A 15848-nucleotide genomic window follows, 5' to 3' on the forward strand; every position below is an offset into this window, starting at 1 on the left:
TGATGTGTATATGAGACAGCAATCAAATAGAAGTGGTCGCAAAGTGGTCGCGAGTGCCAATATATAACATATTGTAGCAACCTCAAATGAATTGTGAACTGGGGTTTTACATGCTACAATATACCCTAGCAGTTCAGATCGAATCTTGAAAACACGCGCTCATAACCCGGAGGTCGTAGGTTCAAATCCTGCCCCCGCGACCAAAACTTATCGCCTGAACTGGTAAAACAGTTCAGGCGTTTTCTTTTATCTGCCGCCAAAAACACCAAAAGTAATAAGTATGGTAATGGGTTTCAGCTAAAGGCCGTTTGTCAGGGTCGGCGCTTTGCCATCGCGTCCCGCAGCGCCCGAAGCACCTCTATCGCCACGGGCAGCTCGTCCGCCTCGAAGGAATCCAGAATCTCCTGCACGTCGGCGGAGAGCTTCGCCCTATCGGGCTTCGGCCCGTCCGAAAGCAGTGCGTCCGTGCCGACCGACAGCTCGTCGGCAATCCCTGCCAGCACAGGCAGGCTCAACTTGGTGTTCCCGGTCTCTATGTGGCTCATGTGGGTGACGGAGATTCCCACCCTCTCGGCCAGCGCCTCCTGCGAAAGCCCGCACGCCTTGCGGTAGCGCCGGATTCTCTGGCCAATCTCGAAGTACCTCATATCGTCACCGCCCATCAGAATCAAGTCTTTCTGAATCGTATGGGCGATTGCTCTCACCTATAATAGCCTGCAAGGGCTGAATTATGCCTATATAGTTAAAGTTTGCGCGAGGGCGCAGGGATGCGCCGGGAGACTTGGAAACCCAAGCAAGGGAGGATTCAACATGAAACAACAGTACACGAGAAGAGGCGCGCTGAAGCTGCTCGGCCTGGGAGCCGTGGTCGCGGCCAGCTTCTGCCTTGCTGGCTGCGGAAGCTCGGGCGACGGCATCAAGAGCGCGAGCGAGCCCGTGCCCGCGTCGCAGGCGTTCAGCCAGAAAAGCGTATGGATGGTCTACGACGGCGACGACCAAATCGGCAAAGACGAGGCAATCAAGCGCATCCTCGCGTTCGACGGCAACGGCAACGTCACGGTGTACCAATGCGACGACGCGACCTTCGCCGACCTGAACGGGCTTTCCGACGAGGAGATAATCGACTTCGCCAAGCAGCAGGACAAGGCCGTCTTCGACGCGGCCAAGCAGTCCGCAATCGACAGCACCGCCGAAGCCATCGAGGCGTGGCAGCGGTGCTACGACACCATGAAAGCCGAGGCCGACGCGGGAACGTACGATTCGGTGAACGAGTACGGGGAATACGGCATCGACGCCGTGCCGGAGGAGTATCGCGCAGAGGTCATCGAGCAGTTCCAGACCACTCTGGAGAACACGAAGAACACGCTCGATACCGCCAACGAGGGACAGGCGTTCAACAAGGCGACGGAATACCGGGAGCCGCAGCCCCAGCCCTACACGCTCGCGCTGGAAACCGACGATTCGGGCAACGTCGCGGCGAGCGAGGAAATCCGCTTCGCCGAGCCTCGATTCAGCTTCTATGAGGCAAGCATCGACGACGCATCGGACCTTGAAAGCCCGGAAACGCGCTTCCGCGTCCTGAATAGCGGCGGCTGGCAGAGCAACGTCAAGATTCCCGAGAGCGCCTTTGCAGCCGACGAGGGGGCCGTTGAGCTGTACTCGCCCGCCTACTCCACCACCCAGACCGTCTACGACACGACCTTCGGCGGGTATTCTGGCCTCGCCACCGTCGTGAACGAGGGGCACGCGGGCTTCACATGGGACACCCCCGACACCGAAGGGATAGAGGTGGACTAAATGGGAAAGACAATCGAATGGATTAAGGGGCACAAGCCTCACGCGGCGGCAATCTCAATCGCTGCCGTCGCAATCGTCGCCGTGGCGGTTGCAGCCGCGTCAGGTGCGTTTTCCACGGCACAGCCCGAGCCATCCGACGAGGCAACGGCCAAGACCGCCGACCTCGTCCTCGACGTGACGGCCGACAAGGGCTGGGACGCGGATTCCACTCCCGCCATCGCGCACATCACGGGCGAGGGCGTGGACATCTACCACGCGGTGTCGCCCGACGCCGAGGGCAACAAGGGCACATCCACCGTCACCGTCGGGGAGGGCGACTACACCGTCGACTTCATCAGCCCCGTCAACGCCGACGGCTCCGCCTACGAGCTGTTCGACACGGGCGACGCGCAGGACGTGACGGTCGACGCCGACGCGAAGGACGCGCCCACCGTGACCTGCGAGATGACGCAGATTCCCGCCGAGAAAGTAACGGACGAGATGCTCAAGGCCATCGTCGCCGACACCGAGAAAGCCGTCGACAAGGGCGACGAGACCTTGAAGGGCGACGCGGGCAAGGGCATCCTCGACAAGCTGTCCGCCAACGTCGGGGAGAACCCGAACGCCTCCGACGAGACGAAGAAGGACGCCGACGACGCGGATAGGAACGCGGACCTCGACGGCGAGCCAGGGGACCCGACGGCTCCCGCGGGCAACGCCGACTCCTCGAATGACGCGGGCAACGCCGCCAGCACGGACAGCGGCGGTTCCAGCAGCCCAAGCTCCAACGGCGGAGGCGGAGGCGGTTCTTCGAGCCAGCCGTCCAAGCCGTCCCACACGCACAGCTGGAAGGACCACACCGCCACCAAGCAGACGTGGGTGCCCAACATCGTGACGGTCATCGACTACGACTACAAGAAGGTGGCCGTCGGGACGAAATACATCTTCACGGAAGACGGGTACACGACGACCGACCCCGCAGACGCCAAGGCGCACGGCGTCGAACTCGTCAAGAACGGCGGCACTGGCAGCCACTACTTCGAGACCATCTACGAGACCCAGAAGGTGCAGGTCGGCTCCCACGAGGAGGACCACGGCAGCTACAAGACGGAGTCCTACGTGGACTACCAGTATTGCGACTGCGGGGCGACGCGTTAGCCCCAGCATCGCGCACGACACCCCCGGATGCGTTTCGAGGCGGGGAAAGCATGCCTCCGGCATCGGAGAGGCGGTGCGAAGGGAGGTGCTGCGAATGGACAAGGAAGAGAAGGGGCGGCACGGCGAGAGGGAAGAGACGAAGTGGCGGGCGCAGGTGCTCAGGCGAACCGCGCGCGTCTGCAACGCCCAAGCGAAGATGTACGAGAAGATGCTGAGGGATGACGTGTGGACTTCCGCCCTCGACGTGGATTCGCTGCGCATGGTTCTGAAGCGCATCGACAACGTGATGGACTGGCGGTTCGTGAACCCCATGGGCGAGGTGGTGCTGGATTCCGACATCCTCGCCGAGTGCATAGACGGGGACCTCCTGCGCGCCATGCGCGAGTGCGTCGTCCACGTCCTCGAAGAACTGGAAGGGGGCGAACGTGGCTGAGTTCGGCATCGAGACCTACGCCGACTTGGCGAAAACCTGCGGCGGCGTGGTGCTCGCCAACGAGATGGCCTGCCGCCCGATGGAGCTGATGAGCGGCAATTGGGCGCCTTGGGAGGAAATCTTCCAGTGGTACATCGTGCAGGACCCGAGCTTCCTCATGAACCATACCGACGAGCCGGTGTTCTACGACGGCGAGCTCTGCCTGTACGTGTGGGGGTTGAAAACTTTCGGCACGAGCTGGTCCGTCCTGCCCGCCCCCGAGATTCACTAGCCAATCGTGCCCCATGGGTGCGGCGAGAAATCGCCGCACCCATCTTTTTTTTCGCCCGCCGCGCCCCACGTGGGGCATTTTCGCAACGGCGTCACGAGGGGCGGTTGCCATGCGAAAAACGGGGCGCCCCGACCCCTCGTAAACGAGGGCTTTCGGGGGCGTTTTCGCAAGTTGCGCGAACAGCGAAAACCATCGGCCCGAAAACCGGGCTTCTTTCGCAGCCGTTTCACGGCATAGACGAGGCGAAACTGCCATCGCCCCTCCGCTCTACGCTTCGGGGGCGAAAATGGCAAAAGGGCATAAGGGGGACTGACGCAGCTTGCGCTGCGGTCGGCATAGCCGACAGTCCCCGGTTGCGGCGCGCGCCGCAATCCTGCCGAGCGCCGTGCGCTCGGCAGAGGCCCCGCCATAGAGAGGCCGTACACGAAAAGGGCGGGTGCCCCGAGGCAGCCCGCCCTTCGGCATAACGTCCCCGCGCAGATCGCAAAGACCGGCCGCGCCATGCGCGACCCGTCTTTGCGACTTCGCGGCGCGACCCTAATCGTCCGCGCCCGCAGCGCCGCCCACCGAATGATTCGGAGCGCCGTGGGGAGGGTTGCGGAGAAGCCCGAGATAGCGCTCCTTGAGGTCGGGCATGGCGATGCGCCCGGGGTCGGAGCCCCGATACGCCATGTTCATCCATTCGCGTACGTCGTACTCGAGGATGAGGGCCTCGGGCCAGTCCATCTTGTTCGCGCTGCGCACGGTGTTGGGCGTGACCTCCCATTCGCCCAGCTCCGCCTCGAGCAGCTTTACGTCCTTGACGAAAGCGTTCTTGGACTCCGGCCTGCCAGAGGGGTTGAACCTCGCCATCCAGCGCCGGTACAGGTCGTACAGGAACTGCCACGGAAGCAGGTCCCACGATGCCTCGGGCAGCACATCCTCGAGAAACTGACGGATGGCGTCGTTGTACCCCTTGAAGTCGGCGAGAAGCTCGCGGCATGCCTTCGGCTCGTCCAGTTCGTAGTAGTCCGTCTCCGCGAGAACGCGGTACAGCACGTATTCGAGCACATCCCGCCTGTTGAGGTAATCGCTCTTGATGTACTTACGCTCGCGCCCCTCGAACGATTTGTTCATGGGAACGACCAACAGGCGCCGGTACATGGAATCGGTCTTATCGCGGAGCTTGGGAAGCTCGTTGATGCACTGAATCATGAACCCGTTGAACTTGAGCGACACCGCATCCTTGAACTTCCGGTCGACGAGGAACGGGTCGCCCGTGATGATTGACTTCAGGGCGGCGGCGTCATCGAGGTAGGTGCCCGTGTCGTTCTCGTCGGTGATGATGGCGGAGACGCGGGTCAGCGGTTCGAGCATGAAGTTGTGCCCGAAGTCCTTGAGCTTGATGGAGGCGCACGCCTCCGGCCCGCAGAGGTTGCGGGCGAGCGTGCAGAATGTGCCCTTGCCGTTGTTTCCCCTCGTGGAGTACAGCCAGGCGCTCTTGTTCCAGCGGACGTTCGGACGAATGACCGCCCCGAGCAGCTGCCAGAGGAGGTGAACCGTCTCGGGGTCATCCGAGAGGGAATCCATCCAAGACACCACGTCCCAATCGGTCCCGTCCTCGTCGTTGTGGATAACGGGGTTGCGCGCCCCATCCACGTAGTCGACGCCTATCTTCGTGATGAAAACGAAATCCGGGCTGAAGCTCAGCAGGCATTTGCTTTCGTAGTCGAACACGCCGTTGTTCACGCAGACGAGGTTCGCATCCTGACAGCGCATCACCCTCGGGCACTCCGTCCGCAAGATCGCGACGACCTCATCGATGCCTCGCTTTGTGATCGTCGCGTTATAGCGGCGGATGAGGGCCCGGAGGTTGTCGCGCCTTATGTCGTAACATCCGGCGAGCCGTCCCTCGGTCTGGTACACGCCAATCTCGTAGTTGCCATCCTCCTCCCTGTCCGAGAGGCAGATGAGCTTGGCGTGGTGGACGTACTTGATGGCGAGCGCGACCTGAAGCGGCAGCAGCGTCTTGAGCTTGGAAAGGCGCTCACCCGGCGGCTTCTGGTTGGGGTAGGCATCCTTCTCCTTCGCCCCCGCCGGGGCGTTCGGGTCGCGCGGGCCGAGGCTCCAGTCCTCGATTGCGCCGTTCGTCGCCGAAAGCAGCTCTCGCTCGACGGTGAAGAACGGCGGCGGACAGTCCGCATCGAGCCCGGAGAGGTAGTCCTCGCTCACGGTGCGGTACAGCTCGTTCGGAGTTTGGTTCATTCCTGCCTCCTTAAATCGACTATTGATTACGGGATTTGTACCGCCCGGGAACGAGTGCGTAAAGGGGTGAATTTTCGTAAAACAGCAGGTCAGGGCCATATCTGTTCATATATGAACAGATATGGCCCTGTGTGTTTTCCGTGACGAGCGCGACCCGAGAGCCCGGGAGGGGTTTCGCCGCCCTTCCGCCCCTCCGTCCTTGCCCTCCAAATCAGCCGTACAGGCGGGACGAGAGACAGACGGTAGGGCCGGTAGGCCTCTTTTCAGGTAAGACGAGAGAGCAGGAAATAGGCAATCCCGCCGTGTACTTCATCTGCAATGCCTCGGCGGGAAGGGCTACCGGGGCTACCAGAACGGCCCTAAACCCCAAGTCTCAGGCAAGAAGAGCGCCGCCCGCTCAATGGACATGGCGGCAAGCGAGCAACCATGGCGGCAACCAAGCCCCGGCCGGGCTCCCCGCCATGGAATCCGGGGCTTCATGTAGCTTCCGTGTACTTTTTTTGCCCCAAAAACAGGTTCGGAGAGGGCGGGGTGCCCGGCCGCGCCCAGCCCGTCGGTCTCTCCGGCAAACGCCGGTCAATCTTTGCGGGCTGAGCGTCGTTTGACCGCTGGCGCCCGTCGGGATACGTTCGTATTGGCCGTTTATGGCCGCGTGCAATGACGCCTCGATGCGTTATCACGGGATGCATGTGAGGCCGCCCATGGCCTCTTAAGAGATTGCCCGGGGAAGAGAGCCGCCCCACGCCGCGTCCGGCGCACCAAACCCGCGCGGGCCACGCAGGGCCATTTGACCGCCACAGGTCGGCTCGCGGAGCCACGAGCTCCGCATGCTGAGGAGCGCGGGCGCGCGTATCGCGCCCGATGGGCGCGCCTCCCAGCTCGGCCGCACGCCGCAACCGTCGGCGTGCCTGACGCTGGGAGGCGTTTTCATGACAAGGGTTGTGTACGTTCAGAATCACGACAAGGGAATCCTTCCCGAGAAGCAAATCGCGGTCACCAACGGAGCGGCCGCACGGATGCTCGGCATCAGCCCCCGCACGCTCTCCAATTGGCGCGCGCAGGGCCGCGGGCCCAAGTACATAAAGGTCGGCTCCCACCGCTCTCCGGTGCTGTACCGCGTATGCGATATCGAGGCTTGGCTCAACTCCCGTCTGGTTGGGGGCGACGGCGAGACGAGCGCGGGCGCTCGTCGGTAGGCAGCGCGCAGCCAAAGAGAAAGGAGGCCCCATGCCGCGCGTTGCACTCGAACCGGGCCGGAGCAGCATCGAGCGCGCCGCCATCGTCAAGACCGACGATGGCGGCTACCGGATGCAGTGGAGCGTACGCCTCATGAACGGGCGCATTCTTAATAGAACCACCAAAGGGAGGTGCTCGAAAGGCGAGCTTCGCAGGCGCGCGCACGCCAAGGCCCAAGAACTCATCGCCACGTCTGGAGGGAGCGTCTCCGTTTGGAGAGGCTCCTCCTCCATGAGCGACTTTATCCGTCAGGAGGCTTTGCCGGGCATAGCCGCGACCGACGATTCGATTCTGCGCCCCCGGACGAAAAGCAGCTACAAGCGCGTCCTCGAGCTTTCCGCAGAAGCGCTTAAGGGATTCCGAATCGCAGACGCCGTGCGCCCGCGCAACCTCGAGGAAGCGCTTGCTGGTATCGCAAGCAGGAACGGGACCGCAACCGCGCGCCAGTGCTCCAAGACGCTGAGCAAATATGTCCTAGAACCGCTCGTGCGTGACGAGGTGATAGCGTACAACCCGCTCAAGAGCTTCAAGCCGCGTCTGCCCGAGCACCGTGCCACAAACAAGGCCCCGGGCGGTCAGGCGCTCAGCCCCGGCGAGCGCGAGCGGGTCATTGCCTACCTGCTCTCCATCGACCCCGCCGACGTTGCCCCGCCTAAGAGGGGCCGCTATTCCGTCGAGGATAGGAGCAACCTTCGCCGCGCCGTTACGGAGATCACGTTGCTTCAGGCAGCAACTGGTCTCCGCATCAATGAGGCGAGAACGCTCACGCGGGGGAACGTAGGCGAGAAGGACGGTCTGCTCACCATCACCGTCACCGAAGAGACCTCGAAGACGCACAAGGGCCGCATCATCCCCGTGCTGGACGAGCGAGTTGCCGAGCGCATACGGAAACGTCTGGAAGAGGCCGGGGAGACGCCGGACGCGCTCCTGTTCCCCGCTCCCGCCGCCCCCGGAAAAGAATGGGACTTGAACAACGCGGAGCATGCCATCAAGAAGCTGTACCGTGAGCTTGCTGACGCCTTGGACATTCCCCTCTTGAACAAGGTATCTACTCACGTATGGCGGGCCACGCTCAATACCGAGTGGCTGAATAAGGGAGTTCCGGAAATCCAGCGTGCGGCGTACTTCGGCCACAGCCCGGAGGTCAACAGGAGCTACTATACCGACCTCACCGATATCTCGTATCTGGTGGAGATGCTTCGGCGTCCTGAAGGTGCAAAGTAATGAGTATGGTAATGAGTATCAGCGTGATTTATGGTGATTTATATGACCACGGAGAGCATCCGATTACCGCAAAATACGCACCATGAGCTGGGAGGATATAAAGGTTGACCTCGTGATACGAGAAGCGCCCTTCGCTTGCCCGGAGGTCGTAGGTTCAAATCCTGCCCCCGCGACCAAGAAACCGCAGGCCAGAGGCATCGTTCTCTGGCCTTTTCCTTTTCGCGCATCTGCCCTAACATGCTGGAGGCTTCGCCGGCGCTAACCTACCGACTCGTCGGGATTTCCTCTCGCCCCCCCAAGATCGTGCCCAAAAAAGCGAGAGGGTCTCAAGCGCGCTCGGTTTTGCCAGGGGATGGGTAATAACGCGGCTGCACGGGGATGTCTCCTAGCCCCGTCCCAACCGCGCGCATTCTGCGAGCGAATTCCCGGGATGCCTTGCAGGCCAATGGCGCTTCCTTCGTGACTTGTCCGGGAGTCCCTCCGCCTGTATAAATCGAACTGAAGCGGGGCGGTCCTGCGTTGCACGGGGTTCAGGACAAGGCGTAAGGTTGCAGGAGGTACTCTATGAAGGAGATGGATGGCCGACTGCGGGCGCGCAACCCTCCCGGTGGCGGCAAGGGGAAAGTGTCGGGTTGCCACCCCGAGGTCCGCTGAGGATGGCGGAGGTAGACACGCGGTACCTTGGTGCCCAGGTGGGACTGCTGTTTGTGGCGTGGAGAACTCCCTCCGAGATAGTGCCTTCGACGTCGTTAGGCGCGGCGACTCTTTTTGTCATTATCCCGATCTTTGATCCGGCGGTATTTCAGATCGGACGTGCTTTCACCCTTCGGCGGGGCGTTCATGCTCGAAGATGCACGGCGGTTCGCTCTCGCCCGTGAAATTGCGAACGCGCGCATGCTGCGTTTATGCGAGGAGGGCGCGCGGGGCTATTCCGAAGCCGAGATGAGAATGATCGCAGGAGCGTGATTCGAGCCAGTCGAAAGGCGACGGGTCGGCTCGGCGGCCCGACTTGTGATGGCACGCTTGGTGGGGGACTCATGGGAGGCGCTTCCAAAAGCCCCCCGCAGAGTTTTTCTGCCAAAGGGGGACGGTTTTCGGGCAAGGAACCTAATTGTGGTCTCGAGCCAGCTCCTTTGATACCTGGTGGGTTCGAGATGGTCGAAGAAAGGGCACTCGCGCGCTGGTTGTCGTTCGGGGGAGGGGCAGGCTTGGTTGCATCGAGCGACTCTACATAAGCGACATCATGAAGCGGCCCGTCTTCGAGGTGGGACAGCCTGCAAGCTCGCCCGGTGTGCCGCAGAACAGGATCTCTCCGCCCTCGCTCCCGCCTTCGGGCCCCATGTCGATGACCCAGTCTGTCTGGGCGATCAGCTCCAGCCGGTGCTCGACGATGACGACGGTGTTGCCTCGGTTCACGAGGCGCCGCAGCAGGGAGAGGAGGTCCTCCACGTCCCGCCCGTGCAGGCCGGTGGACGGCTCGTCTAGGATGTAGAGGTTCCCCTCCTTGTGCAGTTCGCTTGCCAGTTTCACCCTTTGGACCTCTCCGCCGGACAAGGTATTCGTGGCCTGTCCCAAGGTCAGGTAGCCCAGGCCGACATTCATCATGCCCCGGAGGCGCCTCCGCACTTTCTCAGTCGGGAAAAACTCCATCGCCTGCTCGACGGTCAGGTCCATGACCTCCTTGATGTTCTTTCCCCGATAGGTGTAGCGCAACGATGTCGGGTTGTAGCGTCGCCCGCCACACTCCTCGCACGGGACGACCACCGGCTCGGCGAAGGCCATCTCGTAGCTGATCTCCCCTTTGCCCCGGCAGGCGGGGCAGCCGCCCTTGGAATTGAAGCTGAACCACTCCGCCCCCACACCGTTCTCCTTGGCGAACAGCGTGCGGATCTCCTCCATCGCACCCGTGTAGGTTGCGGGCGTGGACCGGATGGAGGTGCTGACGGGCTTCTGATCGATGACGATTGCTTCCGGGCAGCGCTCGACTAACTCGCGGCAAGCCAACGTGCTCTTTCCGGAACCTGCGACGCCGGTGATCGCCGTCAGAACTCCCTTGGGGATCGTCACGCTGATGTCTTTCAGGTTGTGGCGGCTTGCGTGGCTGATCAGGATGCCCTCCGACCAGGGAAGCGGCTTCTGGTTGATCCGTACCCCCTCGTTCATGTTCTTGGCGGTTGGCGTGTTCTTGTATAGCAGGCTGGTCGCATCGCCATCGTAAACGATTTTCCCGCCGTGCTCTCCAGCGTGCGGCCCGAGCTCAATGACGTGGTCGGCTAGAGCGATGATTTGCCGGTTGTGCTCGACCGCCAAGACCGTGTTGCCCCTGTCGCGCAGCTCGAAAAGCATGCGGCCAATCTTCTCCGCGTCCGCAGGATGCAGGCCAGCAGTGGGCTCGTCGAAGACGTAGGTGATGCCACTCAGGCTGCTGCCCAGGTTGCGGACTAGCTTGATGCGCTGGGCCTCGCCGCCCGACAGGGTGTCGGTGGGCCGGCCTAACGACAGATACCCGATTCCCACGTCCGTCATGCGGTGCAGGCAGGACGCAATCTGCCTCACCAAGGAGACTCCCCGGGGATCCTCGATCTTGTCCAGCACGGACAAGAGGTCGCGGACTGGCAGGCCGAGGTAGTCAATGATGTTCCGACTGCCGATCTTGGAAGCCAGCGCCTTCGGGTTCAGGCCAGTGCCCTCGCAGGCTGCACAGGGGCCGGTGCGAACGTGGGATAGGATCTCCTCCTGCAGGCTCTTCTTTAGCTTGGAGATATCCCGGTTTAGGTAGAGTCTGCGAAATCGCGGGATGATGCCCTCGTAGTCCACCCTGTCCACTCGGCCCGTCTGGTTGGAGCGGATCTCAATCTTCAAAGGCTCCTTTGTGCCGAGGCACAAGATCTCCCATTCCTCCGCAGAGTAGTCTCGCAATCTCTTGTTTGAGTCGAGGAGTGGGTTGCCCAGATACAGGTGCCGCTGCCAGCCGGCGGCGAACTGGCTGAACAGAATTGCCCCTTCCTTGAGGGATTTGTCCAGATCGAACAGACTTCCCTCTTCAAGTTCGGAGATTCGACCGAGGCCGGTACAGCTGGGGCACGTCCCGTTCGGGTGGTTGAAAGAGTACGCCATGGATCCGCCCGCGCTGGGCTGGCCGACCCGGGAGAACAGCAGCCGGACGAGCGGCGCGACGTCGACCGCCGTTCCCACGGTGGACCGGCTGCCGCTCCCCAGGGGTTTTTGGTCGACCACGATCACAGGGGTTAGGTTCTCGATGCTGTCCACCTTTGGCCGCTCGTAGTGGGGCATCTTGTTCCGCAGGTATAGGGGGTAGGACGCCTGCCACTGGCGGTTACTCTCGACGGCTATGGTGTCGAAGGCCAGCGAGCTTTTCCCGGAGCCGGAAACGCCCGCCAGCACCACCAGCTTGCCCTTGGGTATGTTGAGATTGACGTGTTTCAAATTGTTCTCGGCTGCGCCGATGATCTTGATGTCGTCCATGTGATTCTCCCTATGATTCGGTCTGCTTGAAGCGCCCGTGCTCTGGGCGACTATCTCGGAGGGGCTAGGCCCTCTCCATGCTTGGACACGGTCAGCTGACGCGCATTTGCCGTCGGTTCGAGGTTAGACGCTTGCGGGTCCTTTGCGCTGCGCCAACTCCCGGTAGTCTCGGGGCGTTTTTCCGTAACGGGCTCGGAACAGCTTCCCAAAGTAGCTGGAGCTGCCGAACCCGCAACTGGACGCGATGTCAGCTATCGGGCGGGTCGTGCCCGCGAGAAGAGAGGCTGCAGCGGACAGGCGGTATGTGGAGAGATATTCCGTGGGGGTCTCGCCCAGGGCTGATCGGAAGCAGCGAAAGCACTCCGTTCGGCTGACGGCAGCCGAACGCGCGATGTCATCGACCCCGATGGCCTCCCTGAAATGCGCGTGGACGTAGGAGAGCATCTTCTTCATGTTCCGCTCCCGCGCCGCGGCGCGGGAGCCGGTCCTCGGTGCAGCCTCGTCGCTTTTGATGATGAGGTTCGCAAACAGTCTCCACGCTCGGCACGCCAGCTCGATGAGCCGGAGCTCTCCGCATGGGCCATCGTCGGCCTCGAAGATCTCTCGCATCGTTTCGAGGAGGAGTGCGGCGTCCTCGTTGTCCGCGCGTAGGATCGCATGGGCCATCCCGCTCTCCACGACAGGGCGAACCGCCGAGCTCTCGGCGCCATTGTAGAGCCGCTCGATGAAGGCGGGCGGCACCGCGAACCCCGTCAGCTCCGTTCCCGAGGCCTTTGATCTGACTGAGTGGAGGCGGCCCGAGTTGATGACGATGCCGTCCCCCTCCCGCAGGTTGATGGCCACGCCCTCGTCCCCTTGCCGCACGGTGAAGCGGACGGCGCCCCTCCGCACCACCGCGAACTCGACCTCGTCGTGCCAGTGGAAGCTCCACTCCCTGCTGAGGTACTCGTCGAGTCTATCGACGCAGGCACAAAGGGGGACGAGACTTTCCCCGTAGGGGATAGTCTCTCGGAGATCGGGGCCGATCTGGAGTTGCTTGAAGCGCACGTTTCCTCGCTTATATCGCCGTCGTTTAGTATGAGTTGACACGATAGTTATACAAATTGCCACAAATCTTGCAAAAGACGATAAAAACCGCGCCTATCCTATCATTATCGATAAAACAGTCAAGAACGAATCAACACAGGAGGAGGCGCCTTATGGAGCGACCGTTCATCACGTGTTACATGATGAATTCCCTTGACGGTAGGATCATCGGCAACTATTTCGAAACGGATCGGGGCAGGGAGTTCATTGTCCTGTACGAGAGGATCCACGACAGGATCGGAGCGCCTGCGTTCATGAACGGGCGCACGACCTTCGAAGATTGGCCGTGGCAGCTGGAGCCTGGCAATAGGCTTGACCTTCCGGCAGACGCTCCGCGCATCGAGCGCGAGGACTGCATCTTCGATACGGGTGCCGAGCGGTACGCCATCGCGATCGACGGTTCCGGCAAGTTGGCATGGAGGGGCAACGCCATGATCCATGGGGCGTCGGATCTGTACTCCAACCGGTGCGGCGACCATATCGTCACCGTGCTCACGCGACGCGTGTCCGACGCCTACCTAGCCTTTCTTCGCGACAGGCGAGTGTCCTACATCTTCGGCGGCGACGATGCGCTCGACCTCGCGCTCGTCGTGGGAAAGTTGCGCTCCCTGCTCGGTATTGAGCACCTGCTCCTTGAGGGCGGCGGGCGCCTGAACGGGAGTTTCGTTCGTGCTGGGCTGGTCGACGAGTACAAGGTCCTGCTTATGGCGACCGTTGACGGAGGATCGGGCGAATTCCCGACGAAGACCTCCTTCGATGTGGCTCCCGGCCAAGGCGGCATGGTGCCTGTCGATTTCGCCGTGGGCGATGTGGAGAGGGTGGACGACAGGGGCCTGCTGCTGACGTTTACCAGGGCGTAGCCTCGGCCGGAGTCTTACATTGAGGTGCCCGGAGGCGGAGGGCGCAGCCTCGTGGCGCGTGGGCGGACATGGACATGCGGGGAGCGGGGTGCGGGGGCGCCCCCCTGCGGAAAGAATCGGCCCCCGGGCGCTCTCGGAGACCGGCGGGCCCTAGCCTTGCGCTCCGACGATCCGCTCGACCTGGCGGCACGCCTGGGCGAGCGCGCGGGCCTGGACGTCGAGCCACTCCTCGCGCCGGTTCGGCCGGAGCTCCCCGCCGCGCGTGCGCCTGGGCTCCCACGGCGCGCAGAGGGCGCGGGCTATGTCCGCGTCGTAGACGAGCGCGCAGCCGCCCCAGCTGTAGGCGGGCCAGTCCGCCGCCCCGTCCAGCAGGGCCTTCCGGACGCTCCCAGGCGCGAGCTCGGCGTCCGGCCCCAGCTCCTCGAGCATCCCGACGGCGCAGGAGGTGACGCCCCTGTCCCATGCGCCGCGGTCCCTGCGCCCCTCCAACTCCACGATGACCTCGCTCGCCTTCATGTCCCGCTCCCTTCCGGCCTTCCGGCCCGTAGGATCTCCGCCCGTGGGCAAAGCGGAAGGCGCTTGCCCTGCGGCGCCTTGCGCTTTGCTCCCTGAAGCGCCGCCCCGAGGCAAAAAAAAAGGGGGGGGTCAGGGGATGCTCGCGGCAACCCCCCCCCACCAATCGGAGCGGAGCGCAGGTTTGTATGGGGTTCCGTGAGCGCCCCTGACGCCGCACAGCGGAGGCGCAACACGTGGGAACGCATATGCGAAAGGTGATGCTTCGTCCTCGCCTGGAATTTGGGATCCCCTCGGGAGTGCAATAAAATGTGATCGACGGAATGCTGGGAAAGGAACAGCCATGGACAAACTGACTCGGCAGGCGTTGCCGCCTGACAACTACCTGCTTTTGCTGGGCGCCTCGATGTGCGTATTTAATGCGAACTACGCCTTCGTAGTCGAGAATATTCTCCGGACTTCCTTGTGCACAAAGTCGTGGTACGAATTAATCGACCTGGAATCAGGGTGGCTAAAGCCGCATATCGCCGAAACCATATCGAAAGAGGCGGGAAGCACCGACATAGCCGACTTGTTCGAAGAGGTCGTGGATATGAGGAACCGCATCGTCCATAGCTTCCAGACAACGGTGGAGAACGGGGACCAGATGCTTTCCACCAAAGTTCGGCGTACGCATGAGCAGTTCCGTATCACGGAGGACTATCTTCGCGAGTTCATAGAGAAGAACGAAAGGCTGAGCGGCTTGCTGCATAGCTTTAGGGGGCATTGAGGCCCTGCGCCGCTGCAGCCTATTTAGATTTCGTAGGGCTGGTGCCAGCGGCGCACGCTCCTCCGCGCGTACTCGTCGGTCTCAAGGTGCTCTTCGACCATGGCGGTCCTGGCGATGGGGAGGAAGCATCTGCCATACGATTCCTGGATGGGCGAGTAGTCGCATCCCCATGCGCATTCGATTACGTTCCTGTTGACCTTGCGTTTGCCGGTCTCCTCGTCCCGGTGCTCGAGGCGGAGCCTCGGAGAGCTTCTCGAAGCCCTTCTCGAAGAAGAGGAAGTTGCACCTCCCCTTCCTGACGTGGGACTCGTACATCATGCAGTCGGGCTCCTCGGCCCCGATGCGGTCTATGAGCGACCTGTCTTGGGCGTTCGGCTCCGCCCCGGCGTCGAGCTTTTCGATTATCTCCGCGAACCCCGTCTCCCTGCCGTCCACCACGATGAGAGGCTCGCGGCAGTCCGAAGTCGGAAACGTGCTCGATGCGTCGTCGTATGCGTGGAACGTGATGAGGTCGAGTCCGGGGTTGTACTTCCTGGCCTCCGCCGTCGCCGTCAAGGGGTCGTCCGACCAGTACGAGACCCTGTCTCCGGGGAGCAGGGAGGCGTACCTGCTGCTTTCCGATCTCCTGAGGTTTCCGGCATGGAGCTCGCTGACGGTCCTCCCGTAGAACTTTGGGTCGAAGGAGAGGCACCTGAAGAAATCGAACTCCTCTGTGACCTTGACCATGGGGAGGCGGCGGAGGAAGTACATTGGGCTTGGGGAAACGTGTCATCGAGCGGGTTCATGCGCACT

General features: G+C 62.2%; 14 protein-coding genes. 8 read left to right on the forward strand and 6 right to left on the reverse strand.

Features of this window, described 5'->3' with window-relative positions; translation table 11 throughout:
• Positions 1-311 precede the first annotated feature (311 nt).
• The gene (locus tag B5F40_RS08740) at positions 312-662 is read right to left on the reverse strand and encodes a helix-turn-helix domain-containing protein (RefSeq protein ID WP_239442976.1); all 351 of its coding nucleotides are present in this window, start codon (positions 660-662) and stop codon (positions 312-314) included.
• 148 nt (positions 663-810) lie between these two features.
• Here B5F40_RS08740 and B5F40_RS08745 point away from each other — a divergent pair, with 148 nt between their 5' ends.
• From B5F40_RS08745 to B5F40_RS08760, 4 genes are all read left to right on the forward strand, one after another.
• A complete protein-coding gene (locus tag B5F40_RS08745) occupies positions 811-1797 on the forward strand; it encodes a hypothetical protein (protein ID WP_087193957.1) in 987 nt (328 codons plus the stop codon).
• On the forward strand, positions 1798-2934 hold the full coding sequence (locus B5F40_RS08750; RefSeq protein WP_087193958.1) for a hypothetical protein: 1137 nt from the start codon (positions 1798-1800) through the stop codon (positions 2932-2934).
• 94 nt (positions 2935-3028) lie between these two features.
• Complete coding sequence (locus tag B5F40_RS08755; RefSeq protein ID WP_087193959.1) at positions 3029-3367, forward strand: cAMP-binding protein; 339 nt, start codon at positions 3029-3031, stop codon at positions 3365-3367.
• On the forward strand, positions 3360-3638 hold the full coding sequence (locus B5F40_RS08760; RefSeq protein ID WP_087193960.1) for a hypothetical protein: 279 nt from the start codon (positions 3360-3362) through the stop codon (positions 3636-3638). The genes B5F40_RS08755 and B5F40_RS08760 overlap by 8 nt, the downstream gene beginning before the upstream one ends.
• 537 nt (positions 3639-4175) lie before the next feature.
• On the opposite strand, the gene B5F40_RS08765 is transcribed toward B5F40_RS08760, so the two are convergent.
• Positions 4176-5882 carry a DNA primase family protein gene (locus tag B5F40_RS08765; protein WP_087193961.1) on the reverse strand — a complete coding sequence of 569 codons (1707 nt, stop codon included), beginning with the start codon at positions 5880-5882 and terminating at the stop codon, positions 4176-4178.
• A gap of 929 nt (positions 5883-6811) precedes the next feature.
• Between B5F40_RS08765 and B5F40_RS08770 the strand changes: the two genes are divergently transcribed.
• Together B5F40_RS08770 and B5F40_RS08775 are read left to right on the forward strand one after the other, a co-directional pair.
• Positions 6812-7078, forward strand: a complete 267-nt coding sequence (locus B5F40_RS08770) for a helix-turn-helix transcriptional regulator (RefSeq protein WP_087194013.1) — start codon at positions 6812-6814, stop codon at positions 7076-7078.
• Between the two features lie 31 nt (positions 7079-7109).
• Entirely contained in the window at positions 7110-8342 is a 1233-nt protein-coding gene (locus tag B5F40_RS08775; RefSeq protein ID WP_087193962.1) for a tyrosine-type recombinase/integrase, read from the forward strand.
• A 1227-nt stretch (positions 8343-9569) separates the two neighbouring features.
• On the opposite strand, the gene B5F40_RS08780 is transcribed toward B5F40_RS08775, so the two are convergent.
• Entirely contained in the window at positions 9570-11828 is a 2259-nt protein-coding gene (locus B5F40_RS08780) for an ATP-binding cassette domain-containing protein (protein WP_087193963.1), read from the reverse strand.
• 123 nt (positions 11829-11951) lie between these two features.
• Entirely contained in the window at positions 11952-12875 is a 924-nt protein-coding gene (locus tag B5F40_RS08785; protein ID WP_162610936.1) for an AraC family transcriptional regulator, read from the reverse strand.
• A 152-nt stretch (positions 12876-13027) separates the two neighbouring features.
• Here B5F40_RS08785 and B5F40_RS08790 point away from each other — a divergent pair, with 152 nt between their 5' ends.
• Positions 13028-13774 carry a dihydrofolate reductase family protein gene (locus B5F40_RS08790; RefSeq protein WP_087193965.1) on the forward strand — a complete coding sequence of 249 codons (747 nt, stop codon included), beginning with the start codon at positions 13028-13030 and terminating at the stop codon, positions 13772-13774.
• A 150-nt stretch (positions 13775-13924) separates the two neighbouring features.
• On the opposite strand, the gene B5F40_RS08795 is transcribed toward B5F40_RS08790, so the two are convergent.
• The gene (locus B5F40_RS08795; RefSeq protein WP_087193966.1) at positions 13925-14290 is read right to left on the reverse strand and encodes a hypothetical protein; all 366 of its coding nucleotides are present in this window, start codon (positions 14288-14290) and stop codon (positions 13925-13927) included.
• 340 nt (positions 14291-14630) lie between these two features.
• Here B5F40_RS08795 and B5F40_RS08800 point away from each other — a divergent pair, with 340 nt between their 5' ends.
• On the forward strand, positions 14631-15056 hold the full coding sequence (locus B5F40_RS08800; protein ID WP_087193967.1) for a hypothetical protein: 426 nt from the start codon (positions 14631-14633) through the stop codon (positions 15054-15056).
• Positions 15057-15137: 81 nt separating this feature from the next.
• Here B5F40_RS08800 and B5F40_RS08805 read toward each other — a convergent pair whose 3' ends face one another.
• The gene (locus tag B5F40_RS08805; RefSeq protein ID WP_087193968.1) at positions 15138-15806 is read right to left on the reverse strand and encodes a hypothetical protein; all 669 of its coding nucleotides are present in this window, start codon (positions 15804-15806) and stop codon (positions 15138-15140) included.
• Between the last annotated feature and the right edge of the window lie 42 nt (positions 15807-15848).

Origin of the sequence: Gordonibacter sp. An230, assembly GCF_002159915.1 — a bacterium.
GTDB lineage: Bacteria > Actinomycetota > Coriobacteriia > Coriobacteriales > Eggerthellaceae > Rubneribacter.